The 14,076-nt window shown below is 59.8% G+C and carries 14 protein-coding genes, 2 tRNA genes and 1 other RNA gene; 7 read left to right on the top strand and 10 right to left on the bottom strand.

Annotation, left to right across the window (positions count from 1 at the left end; genetic code table 11):
* Positions 1-112: 112 nt before the first annotated feature.
* The 4 genes from PSTU_RS22165 to ffs all read right to left on the bottom strand — a co-directional run bounded on the left by PSTU_RS22165 (position 113) and on the right by ffs (position 2,766).
* Entirely contained in the window at positions 113-241 is a 129-nt protein-coding gene (locus tag PSTU_RS22165) for a hypothetical protein (protein ID WP_019340716.1), read from the bottom strand.
* 267 nt (positions 242-508) lie between these two features.
* Positions 509-1,075, bottom strand: a complete 567-nt coding sequence (gene efp, locus PSTU_RS0109020) for an elongation factor P (protein ID WP_019340715.1) — start codon at positions 1,073-1,075, stop codon at positions 509-511.
* Positions 1,076-1,230: 155 nt separating this feature from the next.
* Positions 1,231-2,385 (bottom strand): elongation factor P maturation arginine rhamnosyltransferase EarP, encoded by a 1,155-nt coding sequence (gene earP / locus PSTU_RS0109015; RefSeq protein ID WP_019340714.1) that lies wholly within the window; start codon positions 2,383-2,385, stop codon positions 1,231-1,233.
* A gap of 284 nt (positions 2,386-2,669) precedes the next feature.
* Positions 2,670-2,766: signal recognition particle sRNA small type (ffs, locus tag PSTU_RS21300), an RNA gene on the bottom strand.
* A gap of 305 nt (positions 2,767-3,071) precedes the next feature.
* On the opposite strand from ffs, the gene PSTU_RS0109010 reads away from it, so the two are divergent.
* A complete protein-coding gene (locus PSTU_RS0109010) occupies positions 3,072-4,058 on the top strand; it encodes an NAD(P)/FAD-dependent oxidoreductase (RefSeq protein WP_029404689.1) in 987 nt (328 codons plus the stop codon).
* Between the two features lie 74 nt (positions 4,059-4,132).
* On the opposite strand, the gene PSTU_RS0109005 is transcribed toward PSTU_RS0109010, so the two are convergent.
* The 3 genes from PSTU_RS0109005 to PSTU_RS0108990 all read right to left on the bottom strand — a co-directional run bounded on the left by PSTU_RS0109005 (position 4,133) and on the right by PSTU_RS0108990 (position 5,861).
* The gene (locus PSTU_RS0109005) at positions 4,133-5,062 is read right to left on the bottom strand and encodes a ZIP family metal transporter (RefSeq protein WP_019340712.1); all 930 of its coding nucleotides are present in this window, start codon (positions 5,060-5,062) and stop codon (positions 4,133-4,135) included.
* Between the two features lie 630 nt (positions 5,063-5,692).
* Positions 5,693-5,768: transfer RNA gene (locus tag PSTU_RS0108995), tRNA-Gly, on the bottom strand.
* 17 nt (positions 5,769-5,785) lie between these two features.
* Positions 5,786-5,861: transfer RNA gene (locus PSTU_RS0108990), tRNA-Glu, on the bottom strand.
* A gap of 213 nt (positions 5,862-6,074) precedes the next feature.
* Here PSTU_RS0108990 and PSTU_RS0108985 point away from each other — a divergent pair.
* Positions 6,075-6,842: a hypothetical protein gene (locus tag PSTU_RS0108985; protein ID WP_019340711.1), complete on the top strand. Its 768-nt coding sequence runs from the start codon at positions 6,075-6,077 to the stop codon at positions 6,840-6,842.
* 96 nt (positions 6,843-6,938) lie between these two features.
* Positions 6,939-7,619 (top strand): glutathione S-transferase family protein, encoded by a 681-nt coding sequence (locus PSTU_RS0108980; protein ID WP_019340710.1) that lies wholly within the window; start codon positions 6,939-6,941, stop codon positions 7,617-7,619.
* A gap of 121 nt (positions 7,620-7,740) precedes the next feature.
* Here PSTU_RS0108980 and PSTU_RS0108975 read toward each other — a convergent pair whose 3' ends face one another.
* The 3 genes from PSTU_RS0108975 to msrB all read right to left on the bottom strand — a co-directional run bounded on the left by PSTU_RS0108975 (position 7,741) and on the right by msrB (position 9,598).
* Positions 7,741-8,619, bottom strand: a complete 879-nt coding sequence (locus PSTU_RS0108975) for an ATP-binding protein (protein WP_019340709.1) — start codon at positions 8,617-8,619, stop codon at positions 7,741-7,743.
* 65 nt (positions 8,620-8,684) lie between these two features.
* The gene (locus tag PSTU_RS0108970) at positions 8,685-9,167 is read right to left on the bottom strand and encodes a glutathione peroxidase (RefSeq protein ID WP_019340708.1); all 483 of its coding nucleotides are present in this window, start codon (positions 9,165-9,167) and stop codon (positions 8,685-8,687) included.
* Positions 9,168-9,199: 32 nt separating this feature from the next.
* Positions 9,200-9,598 (bottom strand): peptide-methionine (R)-S-oxide reductase MsrB, encoded by a 399-nt coding sequence (gene msrB / locus PSTU_RS0108965; protein WP_019340707.1) that lies wholly within the window; start codon positions 9,596-9,598, stop codon positions 9,200-9,202.
* Between the two features lie 190 nt (positions 9,599-9,788).
* On the opposite strand from msrB, the gene PSTU_RS0108960 reads away from it, so the two are divergent.
* The 4 genes from PSTU_RS0108960 to PSTU_RS0108945 all read left to right on the top strand — a co-directional run bounded on the left by PSTU_RS0108960 (position 9,789) and on the right by PSTU_RS0108945 (position 13,995).
* On the top strand, positions 9,789-11,000 hold the full coding sequence (locus PSTU_RS0108960) for a pyridoxal phosphate-dependent aminotransferase (protein ID WP_019340706.1): 1,212 nt from the start codon (positions 9,789-9,791) through the stop codon (positions 10,998-11,000).
* A 5-nt stretch (positions 11,001-11,005) separates the two neighbouring features.
* Positions 11,006-11,449: a hypothetical protein gene (locus tag PSTU_RS0108955; protein WP_029404688.1), complete on the top strand. Its 444-nt coding sequence runs from the start codon at positions 11,006-11,008 to the stop codon at positions 11,447-11,449.
* 114 nt (positions 11,450-11,563) lie between these two features.
* Positions 11,564-12,436 carry a protease HtpX gene (gene htpX, locus PSTU_RS0108950; RefSeq protein WP_019340705.1) on the top strand — a complete coding sequence of 291 codons (873 nt, stop codon included), beginning with the start codon at positions 11,564-11,566 and terminating at the stop codon, positions 12,434-12,436.
* A gap of 269 nt (positions 12,437-12,705) precedes the next feature.
* Positions 12,706-13,995 carry a M18 family aminopeptidase gene (locus PSTU_RS0108945; protein WP_019340704.1) on the top strand — a complete coding sequence of 430 codons (1,290 nt, stop codon included), beginning with the start codon at positions 12,706-12,708 and terminating at the stop codon, positions 13,993-13,995.
* The last annotated feature ends 81 nt before the right edge of the window (positions 13,996-14,076 follow it).

Below are 14,076 nucleotides of genomic sequence, written 5' to 3'. Positions count from 1 at the left end.
GTATGTAAGGCCTTCTCAAGGCCTGAAAAAACAAAACCCCCGGTCGGGTGGCCGACCGGGGGTTCGAAAACTGTCTGGTGGCGACCCTGCTTGCTAGGGCGCCTGTGGGGTATCAGGCGCGCCGATGGCTAAACCAATACCCAAAGTAATAACCGTCGGTCGCAATCGTCTGCCCACGCAGCAACGCCGTGCGCATGGCGCCGGTGTTTGCAAGGATCGAGGGAATCAGGTTGAGCTGCATGCTGTTCTCCAACGGATGCCCCAACCATACTCCAGCGCACCGGCTGGTTTCAACCGCAAGCAGCAGAATCCTCCACTGCTCTGTTTGCGGGCTTGATCCCAGCCAGCCGCAATGGTGTCGCTTGGGGTTCCGTGTTCGGAGGCCAGCTTTGACTTCGCCCGGACAGTCAGCGCAAATCACATCGTCCAAAAACAAAACCCCGCATTAAGCGGGGCTCGGTCTCAAGTCACCCGGCGCCAGGCCGGGCTTGTCTGCGCAGGGCTGAAATCAGGCCTTGATGCGGGACTTGTACTCGCCAGTGCGAGTGTCGATTTCGATCGAGTCGCCGATTTCGCAGAAGGCGGAAACCTGCAGCTCGGCACCGTTCTTCAGGCGGGCGGTCTTCATGACCTTGCCGGAAGTGTCGCCACGAACGGACGGCTCGGTGTAGACGATTTCGCGAACGATGGTGGTCGGCAGTTCAACCGAGATCACCTTATCGTTGTAGAAAGTGGCTTCGCAGACGTCAGTCATGCCGTCTTCGATGAAGGTCATCACGCCTTCGAGGTCGTCTTTTTCGATTTCGTACTGGTTGAATTCTTCGTCCATGAAGACGTAAAGCGGGTCAGCGAAGTAGGAATAGGTCACTTCCTTGCGCTCGAGGATCACCGGCTCCAGCTTGTCGTCAGCCTTGTAAACGGTCTCGGTCGCCGAACCGTTGAGCAGGTTCTTCAGCTTCATCTTGACCACGGCACTGTTACGACCGGACTTGTTGAACTCGGCTTTCTGGATGATCCAGGGTGCGCCGTTGATAACGGCCACTTGGCCGGCACGGAACTCTTGTGCGGTTTTCATACGAATATCCGAATGGAATTAGAGACATAAAATCAGGCCCCGTATCATAGGGTTTGTTCCGGTCTCGTCGCAAGCCGCGCTGCTGCGACGCATGGCGCCATCGCCGCATCATGTTCACAGCCATGCCGAACGACTGGTCCCGGAGCAGCCCGGTGTCAAGCCAGAGCGGGCCCGGACCAGTCAGCGTAGAAAAGCACCAGCTTCCCAGCCAGATCGCCATTAGCGACCTGCTTGTGTGTCCAACGGTCGGCATGCGCCTGCAGCTCTGCTTCGTGCTCCAGCATCGCGGTCCAGGTGATGTCGCTGCCTATGCCATCGTTCCAGGCTCTCCAGAACTCACGTAGCGCTGCCTCAGCTGGCGTGGAAAGGTCGCGGACATACAGATCCAGATATGCGTTGAGTTTGTCCCAGTGCGCGTCTTCCTCCTGAGGATAGATATGCCAGACCAGTGGCCGCCCTGCCCACTGGGCCCGGATAAAGGACTCCTCGCCGCGCACGGCATTGAAATCGCAGCACCACAGCAGCATGTCGTACTGGTTCTGGGTCATGAACGGCAGCACTGCAATCTCCAGCGCACCACGGGAATGACGATCACCGGCTTGCAGCTGCTCGACCCCCAGCCAGGCCTCCACGTCGCCCAGGACCCGCCCCTCCGGCACCAGCAGCTGTGATGGACGCGCATCAACAGCCAGCGCGTCGAGCCATCCGTCAACGGCGCGATTTTCATAGGCGAACAGTGAGAGCAAGCGCGCGTTAGCCGGCACGGTCAGGTCGAAGCTCTGCAGAAAGGCTTCACGTAGTACCGGATTGGCTTGAAACGCCTCCCGGCGTGCCAGCAGATCGCCCTCGCGAATCAGGCCGCCGGTGCCCTGCTCGAATCCCGGAAAGAAAAAATACTTCTGCAAGCCATCGGACTGCATGGAAGGCAGCGCATGGCAGCCCACCACCCAGTCTTCTGCACTGAGGTATTCGAGGTTAAGCCAGAGGATGCGGCGCCCGCTGCAAGCCATTGCCTTTATATAGGCGTCGGGAAGCTGGCAGGCAAAAGCCTCGATCACCACGTCGGCCGGCTCGGCGCCGGGCCAACCAGGTGTCCAATGACGCACCTCGACACCTTCATGCCATTGCTGGTCGGCGACAGTACTGCTACCCGGGCAAAGCCGAGCGAAGGTATCGAGATCATCGACCCAAAGCCGCACACGCTGCCCGTGCTCGGCGACCAGCTGCCGCGCAAGGCGCCAGGTCACGCCAATGTCCCCGTAGTTGTCGACGACGACGCAAAAGATGTCCCAGCTTGTTTTGACTGCCAAACGAAACCCCCTCGAATGAACCGTTCCAGGCTGCTTGCGCCTGCAGGATGCCTGCAAAGAATGCCGGATACGGGCTTCCAATTACGGCTTACAGCGGCGCGCGCCTCCGACAATCGTTAACGCTCTCGACTACTGTCGTGTCGGCTAGCTTGCGTGCCTTTGAGCATCGCAGTCGAAGGCTGCGGTTTGCCATCCCGATAAACGGGCGTGACAGCTCGCTCGGACTCGCAGGGAGCCGATGCATGGCAAAAACGGAGGGAAGATATGATCGTCATGGAGGTGAACCCTACCAGCCACACCCCGGCACACAATGTCACCGCTGCGGCTGCTCCCTTCCGGGCCTGACCGGGTTCACGGCTGATCGTTGCGGGGGGACCGGCAGGGCCCACCATGACAAACCCGCCTGGCGGCGAGCGGCGCCATTGTACCGGCTTATCAGCAACTTACAACCACTGCCTACGAACGGCAAAAACACCGGCCGAACACTCGGCCCCGCGGCCGGGCATGACCGCCGGTCAGCGGCCGCGGCGACAGCTTGGCTGTTTTATCGCATTGCATCAAAACCCTCTAGCCAAAGACGATCGTCTGTTCGAGGATGGGGAGGCTAAGCGCTATCGCACATTTGTCATGAAATCATGCCGCACCCAATCATTTGCGCGGCTCATGGCACAGCACACGAGGTAATCATGAGCAAGGCTCCAATCGCCATCATTGGTACCGGAATCGCGGGCCTTTCCGCAGCCCGTACGCTTCACGATGCCGGGCAGCCCGTACACCTGTTCGACAAAAGCCGCGGCAGCGGTGGCCGCATGGCCAGTAAACGCAGCGATGCTGGCTCGCTCGATCTGGGCGCGCAGTACTTCACAGCGCGCGATCGCCGCTTCAGCGAAGCCGTGCGTCAATGGCACGCCGAAGGCTGGGTCGATCAGTGGTCGCCGAACCTTTTTCAAGCTCGTGAAGGACAACTGAGCCCTTCTGTCGATGAGCAACTACGCTGGGTCGGCACACCAACCATGAGCGCAATCACCCGCGGCCTGCTGGGCGAGCTGCCGGTCACCTTCAGTTGCCGCATCACCGAGGTGTTTCGCGGTGAACAGTTCTGGACCCTGGTCGACGCATCAGGCACCAGCCATGGCCCCTTCAGCCAGGTAGTGGTTGCAGTTCCGGCGCCTCAGGCCGCAGCGTTGCTACCAAGCGCCCCCAAGCTTGCTGCCGTTGCAGCAAGCGTCGCGATGGAACCGACATGGGCGGTTGCGCTGGGCTTTGCCACACCGCTGAGCACTGATGTGGAAGGCTGTTTCGTTCAGGATGATGCACTGGACTGGATCGCCCGCAATCGCAGCAAACCGGGGCGAGACGGCGAACTCGACACCTGGGTGCTGCACGGCACCAGCAACTGGAGCCGCCAGCATCTCGACCTATCAAAGGAAGCGGTGATCGAGCGCCTGCACGGCGCCTTCGCGGAGCTGATCGACTGCATAGTGCCTGCGCCCGAATTCACCCTGGCGCATCGCTGGTTGTATGCCCGACCGGCCCAGGCCCATGAATGGACAGCGCTGACCGACGCCGGACTGGGCTTGTATGCCTGCGGTGACTGGTGCTTATCTGGCCGAGTCGAAGGCGCCTGGCTCAGCGGCCAGGAAGCCGCACGCCGGTTGCTGGAAAACCTCTGATTAGAGTCGGCTCTCCTTGCGCATTGCCGGCGCGTCGGCATTGCGCGGGGTCTCTCAACGCCACGTGGCTGTACTCAACCCAGCGCGGTGTCGAGAAACATCATCACGGCGAAGCCCAGCATCAATCCGAGTGTGGCGGGTGTTTGATGACCGTTGCGGTGAGTCTCCGGGATGACCTCGTGGGAAACCACGAAGATCATGGCACCGGCCGCCAAGCCGAGGCTGACCGGATAAGCGATGGCGAAGCCGCTTGACATGCCTATGCCGACCAGCGCACCGATGGGCTCCATCAGCCCGGAAGCTGCCGCAATCAGCACGGAGGTCCGCGCAGACAAACCAGTGGTGCGCAGCGCCAGTGCCACCGCCAGCCCTTCCGGAATGTCCTGAATCGAAATTGCCGCGGTCAACGGCAGGCCGACTCCCAAGTCGCCATTGGCGAAACTTACGCCGATGGCCATGCCTTCCGGAATGTTATGCAACGCGATAGCCAGAACGAACAGCCACACCCGATTGAGTCGGGCAAATTCGGGGCCACGGGGTCCGGTGCTCTGGTGCTCATGCGGCGTGAAGTGGTCCAGCCCGAGCATCAGCAAAACGCCGAGGCCGAGCCCGACCACGACCGTCAATGCCGCAGCAGGCCCGTTGCCAAACAGCTCACGCCCGGCTTCCAGTCCCGGCAGTATCAATGAGAATGCGCTAGCTGCCAGCATCATCCCGGCCGCGAAACCCAACATACTGTCCTGCATGCGAGTGGAGACGTCCCGCAAGCCGATGGCCAGAAACGCTCCAGCAGCCGTGGCAACGAAACCGGCGCCTCCCCCCAACATGGCGTAGCGAACGTTACTGGACTCGTTATTGAACGCGTTGACTCCACCGGCCACGAGCAGCAACAGAACCGCAACCGCCGCCGCTGCAAGGCTGAAGGTGATCCAGGGACTGGCCTGCGCTTGGGCGAGCCAGACAGAGCGCAAAGTGGCAGCGGGGCTTTGAGCGGTTGACGCCATGATCAGTAAATCCTGAAAGCGGGAAGGTTGATTGTACGCGGCCCCTCCTAAGACCGAGGCTATGGCTCTGATAGTCCTGCTCTCCGAAGGGGCTCATTCTTTGAACCCAAGAGCGTGCCGATGATTCAACGCCGTTGTGGTGGCCCTGCCGAGTAGACTGTGATGCACCCATAGCGAGGGATTGGCCATAGGCTTGCCGCGCCCGATGATCGTCATGTACCGGTCAGGGAATGGCCTGTTTTGCCTACCGCCAGGTACGGGGCATCCAGACCAGGCTCAAACGCGACGAGGATTGCGAAGCGATAGCCAGCAGTTTTCCGCGGCTCACAGCGCGCTGGACAAGCCCTATCGTTGATGCTGACTTGCCTGATTGAAGAGGCAATGGACGATCAGACTCAGGGCACTGGCGAAACGCTGGCGCGCGTGCGCAGCATTTCTACCAAGGACACCTGAACTTTAAGGTGCGGGTGGCGGGGCCTGGCGTCGGAAACGTCAGGAGACGAATACTCGACAATCCAGACTATCCGCAGCGGGCGGCAATCACTGATGAATTGACCAGAAACGAAAAAAGCGACCCTGAGGTCGCTTTTCTAGCGCTTCGATATCTTTCAAAAAGACTCGAAGCAAATTTGGAGCGGGAAACGAGACTCGAACTCGCGACCCCGACCTTGGCAAGGTCGTGCTCTACCAACTGAGCTATTCCCGCGTAACTTGCAACAAAAATGGCGTCCCCTAGGGGACTCGAACCCCTGTTACCGCCGTGAAAGGGCGGTGTCCTAGGCCACTAGACGAAGGGGACGCTGCCCGGAAGCTACTGCTTTATCCGGCTTTCAGCGTTTCGCTTTAGAGCTTCACGCTGCAAGTGGCGCGCATTCTATGGACGTCGAACAGGGTCGTCAAGCACCATCTGCAAATATTTTATGAACCCAACGTCTAGCTAGCGTTGAGCTATCAGCTTGCCATCCAACGCTCTACACTCGCAAAAAATCGCTCGGTCAGAGAGGTGCGTTTCGTGTCCCCAGTTCTGATTACTGGCCTGGTCGTTGCCGGCCTTTTCATCCTGATTGCAATCGGCGTCATCAACCAGATCGTCGAGAAGAACAACTTGGAAAAGGCGCGCATCCGCGCGGAGCTCAGCGACCGCATGCGCCGCTGCGCCAATCTATCCGAGAGTTTTCCGGGCCAGATGATGACGCCAGCACTCAAGCTGCTGCTGACGCGCCTGGAGCTGGGCCTGGGCGAGAAGTTGCTGCCCCTCGACAAGAAGAACCCCACGCTCGAACCCCGGTTAGCAGCGCTGCGCGGCGCGGCTGCCAAAGGTGAAGAAATCCCCGTGGAGAACGCACCGGTCAAGGTCACCACCGAAGCCCAGGCCAAGGAGATTCGCCTGCTGATGGAAGATCTGCACGCCCAGATCGTCTGGGCCAACAAGCAGCATCAGCTGGATACCACCGCAGCCAAGCGCTGGATTCATCAGATCCAGCGGATGATGGTGATGCTGCATGTTGAATACTTCAGCAATGTTGGCCAGCAGGCACTTCAACAGGGCAGCGCGCATAAGGCACGCCTGGCTTTCGAGCGCGGCATCCAGCACATCCGCAAGCAGGCCAACCCGGCCGACTATCAAGACCAGCTGAGCAAGCTCGAAGCGAGCTACAGTCATGCCAATAAGCTCGAGCAGACACAACATCAGCCGAAGCTTGACGAGCCGAGCGAGCTGGCCGAAGGTCTGAAAAGCCTCGAAAGTGAAGACGACTGGAAGAAGAACAACATCTATTAAGGCACAGGCCGGACGAATCGAGACGGCGCCCCAATCGCCGTGTTCACTCGATCCGCTAATGTCCGGCGGCTGCCTCCCTGCCGTGGAGAATTCGTTATGCCAATAACCGTATTCGGTGCCCCTCTATCGCCTTTCGTTCGCAAGGTACGCCTCTGTCTGCAGGAAAAGGGCTTGGACTATGGGCTCGAAGTCGTCATGCCATTCACCCCACCGGAGTGGTATCTGCAGCTCAACCCACTCGGCCGCATTCCGGCCATGAAGGATGGAGAGCTCTGCCTCGCCGACTCCAGCGTGATCTGCCAGTACCTCGACGAGACTTACGACCAAACAGTACAGCTCTACGGCGATAACCCGGTCGACCGGGCCCAGATACGTTGGCTGGAAAAATATGCAGATTACGAGCTCGCACCGCTGACGACATTCGGAATTTTCCGCAACCGCGTGCTGAAGCCGAGCTCGGGTAACCCCTGTAACGAGGAAACCGTGCAGAGTGCGTTGAACGAGAAGCTGCCACCGCACTTCGACTACCTCGAGCGACAGCTGGGGGAGAACGCCTTTTTCATTGGCGAGCAGCTCTCGATCGCCGATATCGCCGTTGCGTGCCAGCTGATCAACATGGAGCACGGTGGCGAAGTGATCGACGCCGGCCGCTGGCCAGCCCTGGCCGCGCACTATTCGCGCATGAAGGCACGTGAGTCTGTGGAGAACCTGCTACCCGGCGAGCAGCGCATGACTGCCAAACTTATCGATATGGGAAAGGCAACGCCAGCCAACTGAGACTGATGCGTTGTGCAGCTGTAGGAGACGGAAACGCGCCTCGCCGCAAGACGTCTCTGCAGCTGCATCAGAACGAGGCGTCGCCCCGCGCATGCCGAAATTGGCACGGCCTGCCAATCGGTCAGAGCAAGCGAATCCCTACCCACTGCCGGGCAAACTGGTAAGCACAGCGACCGTTGCGATTGCCACGCGCCGTGGCCCAGCGCACGGCGTCTTTTTCCAGTTCATCATCCCAATTCCAGTTCAGCCCCGCCTGCGTGGCCAGCGAGCCGATCCAGTGCCGCACCACACTCAGGTAATGCGTCTGGCTGAACGGGTAGAACGACAGCCAAAGCCCAAAGCGGTCCGACAGCGCAATCTTGTCTTCGACCGCCTCATTGGGATGCAGCTCACCATTAACCATCTGCCAGTTTTCGTTGTCACTCTGACGCTCAGGCACAAGGTGGCGTCGATTCGACGTGGCATACAGCAGAACATTCTCAGGCGCGCGCTCGAGCGAGCCGTCCAGCACACTCTTCAAGATCCGATAGTCGCCCTCGCCTGCCTCGAACGAAAGGTCATCGCAGAACACCACAAAATGCTGCGGCTGCCCCGCTAGCTGGTCGACCAGCCTTGGCAGGTCAGCCAGATGGTCGCGCTCGATTTCAATCAGGCGCAATCCTTCTGCTGCATGTTCGGCCAGCAGCGCTCGGATCAACGAAGACTTGCCCGTGCCGCGGGCGCCCCAGAGCAAGGCATGGTTTGCCGGTAGGCCGGAAACGAACTGACCGGTGTTGCGTGATAACAGCTCGCATTGCCGGTCGATACCGATCAGGTCGTTCAGCTTCATGTCGAGCGACACATCCAAGGCCTGCAAATAGCCGCCCGAACCTTCACGATGCCAGCGCGCGGCCAGGCTCGTGGCCCAATCCACCGGCGCCCGCTGCGCTGGCAACAAAGGCTCCAGGCGCGTCATCAGCGCATCGGCGCGCTGCAAAAAAGCTTTCAGCTCAGCATCCATTCAACGACTCCAGAACGATCGCGCCAGCGACCTGCAAAATTCAGTAGCGGCCACGGGATCATAGGCTACAGATGAGTTTCGATATGTGCCGCCAGCGCATCCGGCGAGGTACGCGAAGCGAAACGCTCGACCGAGCGCCCCTCATTTGTGATCAAAAACTTGGTGAAATTCCACTTGATCGCCTTGCTGCCTAGAAAGCCGGGCGCGCGCTTCTTCAATTCAACAAACAGAGGATGGGCATCGCCGCCATTGACCCGGACTTTGGCGAACAGCGGAAAGCTGACTCCAAAATTCCTTTCACAGAAGGTTGCTATCTGTTCTTCATCACCTGGCTCCTGATGGCCGAACTGATCGCAGGGAAAGCCAAGAACCAACAACCCTTTTTCGCAATAGCGCTGCCATAGCGCCTCGAGCCCCTTGTATTGCGGAGTGAAGCCGCACTTGCTCGCCGTGTTGACCACCAGCAGTACTTTGGCGTCGAACTCGGCAAGCGTCTTCTGCTGGCCATTTATGGTGAGGCAGGGAATCTCGAACAGCGGATCGCGCATGGCAGTATCCTGACGACGCGTAGCGATGCCGGTCAGGCCTCGCGCGGCTTGTGGTTGAGAGAGGCCGAATTGATGCAATAGCGCAGCCCGGTCGGCGCAGGACCATCGGGGAATACATGACCCAGATGCGCATCGCAACGGGCACATTTAACTTCGATGCGGTGCATACCGTGACTGAAGTCGTCGACGCTGGCGATTGCTGTGTCGCTGACCGGCTGAAAGTAGCTCGGCCAACCGCAGCCGGAATCGAACTTGGCGTCAGAATCGAACAACGGTGCGTCGCAGCAGGCGCAATGATAAATGCCGGGTGTTTTCGTTTCGTTGTACTGACCGCTAAAGGGTCGCTCGGTCGCCCCCAGTCGACAGACCTGAAATTGTTCGTCGGATAGCTCTTCACGCCAGGTTTCCAGCGGTTTCTCTAGCTTGTCCATCGGTACACCTCGTGATCTCAAAAAAGGCGGATCTGTACCTTTTCCGGTAGTCGGGCCGCACGTATGATGCGTTGCTCTTAGACGCCTAGTCTGGCAGCGGGGCTTCAGACTGCCAAGGCGCCCGGGTTCATGCCAAACGTCGCCAGCCATCGAAAGCCGGGCGCGTCTTCACTTCGGGACACTCAGGATCATGCAGGTCAGCAAATCGAACAAGCTCGCCAATGTCTGCTACGACATCCGTGGGCCAGTGCTCAAGCACGCCAAACGCCTGGAAGAGGAAGGCCATCGCATCCTCAAGTTGAACATCGGCAACCCGGCACCGTTCGGTTTCGAAGCGCCGGAGGAAATCCTCCAGGACGTGATCCGCAACCTGCCCACTGCGCAGGGCTATAGCGATTCCAAGGGCCTGTTCAGTGCACGCAAGGCAATCATGCAGTACTACCAGCAGAAGCAGGTAGAAGGCGTGACCATCGAAGACATCTATCTCGGCAACGGCGTGTCCGAGCTGATCGTGATGTCCATGCAGGCGCTGCTCAACAACGGCGACGAAGTGCTGATTCCGGCCCCGGACTACCCCCTGTGGACGGCTGCCGTGAGCCTGGCCGGCGGCAAACCGGTGCATTACCTCTGCGACGAGCAGGCCAACTGGTGGCCGGATCTCGCCGACATCAAGGCCAAGATCACGCCGAACACCAAGGCACTGGTATTGATCAACCCGAACAATCCTACAGGTGCGGTATATCCGCGCGAAATCCTGGAGGGCATGGTCGAGCTGGCTCGTCAGCACAAGCTGGTGCTGTTCTCCGATGAGATCTACGACAAGATCCTTTATGACGATGCGGTGCACATCTGTACCGCGTCACTGGCGCCGGATGTGCTCTGCCTGACGTTCAATGGCCTGTCCAAATCCTACCGGGTGGCTGGCTTTCGCTCCGGCTGGGTCGTGATCACGGGGCCCAAGCACAAGGCACAGAGTTATATCGAAGGAATAGACATACTGGCCAACATGCGCCTGTGTGCCAATGTGCCGTCCCAGCACGCCATCCAGACTGCCTTGGGCGGTTACCAGAGCATCAACGATCTGGTGCTGCCACCGGGTCGATTGCTAGAGCAACGCAACCGGACCTGGGAACTGCTCAATGACATTCCCGGCGTCAGCTGCGTCAAACCGATGGGCGCACTTTATGCGTTTCCACGGATCGATCCGAAGATCTGCCCGATCCACAACGATGAGAAGTTCGTCCTTGATCTTCTGCTCTCGGAAAAGCTGCTGATCGTGCAGGGAACGGCGTTCAATTGGCCCTGGCCGGACCACTTCCGTGTAGTCACCCTGCCCCGCGTCGACGACCTCGAGCAGGCGATCGGCCGCATCGGCAGTTTCCTCAAGACCTACAGCCAGTAGGATCGATGGACCTGCAGATCGACGACTTCTACCGGGACGCCGCGGCGGGCCTGCTGATTCTTTATCAGGCCTTTCCGCGGAAGGTCGCGCTGTACGTCGAGGACCTCATCGGTCATGAAGAACCCGATGAGTTCGGCCTGCCCAGCAAACGCCACCAAGGTTGTCTCGGCGCTCTGATATGGCTCGCCGAGGAAGGCTATCTGCGCTTCGAGAGCACCATTCATTTCCAGGCACTGGACCAGGCGGCGCTCACCGAGAAAGCATTCATGCGGCTGACACGCAGCGTCCCGAGCGGCCTCGCCTGCCGTGAATCACTGCCGGCGAGTGTTCGTCGAGTCCGGTCCACCCTGGCGCATCAGCTACGCGAAGCATTGCGTGATGGCGATAGCGAGCGGCTGGCACGACTGACCCGCCAGCTTTTCGATAGCTCATTGGTCGAGCAACGCTGAGTCCAGCTTCTAGCCAGGCGACATAGCTTGAAATAGTCGCTCGGTTGAATCGCGACGACCCGCCCCTTATATAGCCTATCGTTCTTTACTGTTCCCTCTGGAGTCTGCCGCAACATGATGCGCATTTTCTTGTTCCTGGCCACCAACCTGGCTGTCCTGGTCGTCGCCAGCGTCACCCTCAAGCTGCTCGGGGTCGACCGCTATACCGGTCAGAACTACGGCAGCCTGCTGGCCTTCTGCGCCGTTTTTGGTTTCGCCGGCGCGCTGATTTCGCTGTTCATCTCCAAGTGGATGGCGAAGATGAGCACCCGTACCGAGATCATCAGCCAGCCGCGCACACGTCATGAGCAGTGGCTGCTGCAGACGGTCGAACAACTCTCGCGCGAAGCCGGCATCAAGATGCCGGAAGTCGGCATCTTCCCCGCTTACGAAGCCAACGCCTTCGCCACCGGCTGGAACAAGAACGATGCACTGGTTGCGGTCAGCCAGGGTTTACTCGAGCGCTTCTCGCCGGATGAGGTCAAGGCCGTACTGGCCCACGAGATCGGCCACGTGGCCAACGGCGACATGGTCACGCTCGCACTGGTCCAGGGCGTGGTGAACACCTTCGTGATGTTCTTCGCGCGGATCTTCGGCAACTTCGTTGACAAGGCCATTCTCAAGAATGAAGAAGGCCACGGCATCGGCTACTTCGTCGCGACTATCTTCGCCGAACTGGTACTGGGCCTCTTGGCCAGCATCATCGTCATGTGGTTTTCGCGCAAACGTGAATACCGCGCCGATGAAGCCGGCGCTCAGCTCGCCGGCACACAGGCCATGATCGGTGCACTGCGTCGTCTGCAGGCCGAACAAGGCGTGCCGGTGCAGATGCCCGACACCCTCAAGGCGTTCGGCATCAACGGTGCGCTGAAACATGGCATGGCCGGCCTGTTCATGACCCACCCGTCGCTCGATGATCGCATCGAAGCCCTGCGCCAGCGCGGCTGAGCGAGCGAGTCGCCCTCTTTCGGTACGAAGAATGCTCGGCCGAAAAAGGATCGAGCGCTCACAACCGCCAGATAAATGCAGCAGATGGATGGCTGAACGCTGTTCGAACTCAACAGGCACGACCACGAGCCTGCCATGAGCCGCGAGAAGCACTGGTAGTCGTTTGAAGTAATAGTCTGGCGCGGCTGTTACTTCACACGGCGCAGCGACCTACAGCGACACCGGTCCCGATGCTATAAACTTTCGACCCTTGCCGTCCGGAGCCGCTCATGCGCGAAGAACTCAACCAGGGTCTGATTGACTACCTCAAGGCCTCCCCCACCCCATTCCACGCCACCGCCAGTCTCGCCAAGACCTTGCAGGCCGCTGGCTACAAAGCGCTGGATGAACGCGAGACATGGGACACCGAACCGGGCGGCCGTTACTACGTCACCCGCAACGACTCCGCGATCGTCGCGTTCCAGCTCGGGACCCGATCCGTCATCGAAAATGGCATGCGCCTGGTCGGCGCCCATACAGACAGTCCCTGCCTACGAGTGAAGCCGCAACCTGAACTGCAACGGCAAGGCTTCTGGCAACTCGGCGTAGAAGTCTACGGTGGTGCATTGCTGGCGCCGTGGTTCGACCGCGACTTGTCCCTGGCTGGACGCGTGACCTATAGCCGCGACGGTCGGATCGAAAGCCAGCTGATCGATTTCAAGCTGCCTATCGCAGTGATTCCCAGCCTTGCCATCCATCTCAATCGAGACGCCAATCAGGGTTGGGCGATCGACCCGCAGAACGAGCTGCCACCGGTGCTGGCGCAAATCGCAAGCGAAGACAGCCCGGATTTTCGCGCGCTGCTGGCGGACCAACTGAGCCGCGAACATGGTCTGGTTGCCGACGTCGTGCTGGATTTCGAGCTGAGCTTCTACGATACCCAGGGCGCTGCCGTGATTGGCCTTAACGGCGACTTCATCGCCGGCGCCCGCCTGGATAATCTGCTGTCGTGTTTTGCCGGCGCCCAAGCCCTGTTGCGCGCCGCCCCCGAGGAGACATGCGTGCTGGTCTGCACCGACCATGAAGAAGTCGGCTCCACCTCGATGTGCGGAGCGGACGGGCCGTTTCTCGAGCAGGTACTACGCCGCGTATTGCCTGAAGGCGAGCCCTTCCAGCGCAGCATTAACCGGTCACTGATGATCTCGGCCGACAATGCGCACGCAGTGCATCCGAACTATGCCGACAAACATGACGGCAACCACGGCCCGAAACTCAATGCCGGGCCGGTGATCAAGGTCAATAGCAACCAGCGCTACGCCACGAGTAGCGAAACCGCCGGCTTTTTCCGCCATCTCTGCCTGGAAAACGAGGTGTCAGTGCAAAGTTTCGTCACCCGCAGCGACATGGGCTGCGGCTCGACCATCGGCCCAATCACCGCCAGCCAGCTCGGCGTGCGCACCGTCGATATCGGCCTGCCGACCTTTGGCATGCACTCGATCCGCGAGCTAGCCGGCAGCCAGGACCTGGCGCATCTGGTGAAGGTCCTCAGCGCTTTCTATTCGAGCGCCGAGTTACCTTGATGGCTGAGATCCAGGCGCATGCGCCTGGATTGCTCGTCCTGACTACGCTGGCACATGCAAACTAAGGATATCGGCCACGCG

This window comes from Stutzerimonas stutzeri SDM-LAC, from assembly GCF_000235745.1.
Lineage (GTDB): Bacteria > Pseudomonadota > Gammaproteobacteria > Pseudomonadales > Pseudomonadaceae > Stutzerimonas > Stutzerimonas stutzeri_H.
Note: the sequence above shows the minus strand (reverse complement) of the source record. Positions and strands in the feature narration are given on the sequence as shown.